Here is a 1062-nt window from a genome sequence, read left to right on the forward strand (position 1 = left end):
CAATCACCACCGCGGCCACACCGCACTCGGAGGCCACCCACCCGCCAGCCGCGTGCCTAACCTCTCAGGTCAGTACACCTAGAGCACGTAGGGGATCAGGGCCTTGCGGTCGGTCGGGTACTCGGGAAACTTCTCCTGGTACCAGGTATGGGTGCCCAGCGCCCGGGGAATGAGATTGCCCGCGGTGATCAACAGGATGGCCACCCCGGGCAGCGCCCAGGTCAGCAGCGCGAAGCCGGACCACGCGATGAGCTCGCCCAGATACGCCGGGCTGGTGACGAACCGGAAACCGCCGCCGAACGGAATCCGGTACTCCGCACCGCCGGGGTTGTTCTTGTCGCGCAGGTTTCGCACGATCGACTCGGAGTTGACCAGGAGCACGAAGCCGCAGAGGTAGACCACCAGCCCCACCAGGAACCGGGGGTCGGTCAGCCACGCGGTGGTGTACTGCCCGAAGAAGTCGTGGCTGAACAGGGTCCCGTTGAGGTAGCCGTGCATCGACGTCACGAGCATGCCCATCACGATCACCGACACGTTGAAGGTGCCGCGCTTGCCGGGCGCCTGGCGGATCGCCAGCGGGAAGAACCAGCCCCGGTTGGCGTAGTGCAGCAGCCAGATCCCGGCCAGCACCAGCGATGTCGGCTCGAAGCGGTGCGGCCCGGCCAGGTAGCTGATGAGGAACACGACCGTCGCCGGGATCTCCATCAGCCACCAACCGAGCTTCGGGTTGAGATTCAGGCCGAGCTTCGTCGTCGAGAACCGCCCGTAGGAACTCTGCGCGAAGAAACCGCCGATGATCACGAACGCGGCGAACGCGAAGGCTGCCGTCAGCACGGTGTCATAGAACGTGTTGCCGGTGTACCAGTGCATGGGCAGTCCTCGCTGAACAGGCGGTTTCGGCGGCCGAGGCCGCCATTTCTGTAACGTGTTCTACCACCTGGCCGGGGCGTGAGGCCAGCGAGAGTCCCGGCTCGCTCGGGCTAGGTGTGATGTCCGGGGACGTTGTCCCGTTATGTATCGGTGAGCCTGTGTGACAGGGAAGGCCTCCGGTTGTGAAGTGGA

1 protein-coding gene is annotated in these 1062 nt (G+C 65.1%); it reads right to left on the reverse strand.

Annotated features, from left to right (window positions below; translation table 11 throughout):
• Positions 1-78: 78 nt before the first annotated feature.
• Positions 79-870: a 3-oxo-5-alpha-steroid 4-dehydrogenase gene (locus ACJH6J_RS30505; protein WP_293012501.1), complete on the reverse strand. Its 792-nt coding sequence runs from the start codon at positions 868-870 to the stop codon at positions 79-81.
• Positions 871-1062: the final 192 nt, after the last annotated feature.

Source organism: Mycobacterium sp. SMC-18, from assembly GCF_045310895.1.
Classification (GTDB): Bacteria; Actinomycetota; Actinomycetes; order Mycobacteriales; family Mycobacteriaceae; genus Mycobacterium.

Excerpts from the sequence above, each read along its gene's own strand:
- ACJH6J_RS30505 (WP_293012501.1), bottom strand. The coding sequence starts at position 870 with ATGCACTGGTACACCGGCAACACGTTCTATGACACCGTGCTGACGGCA.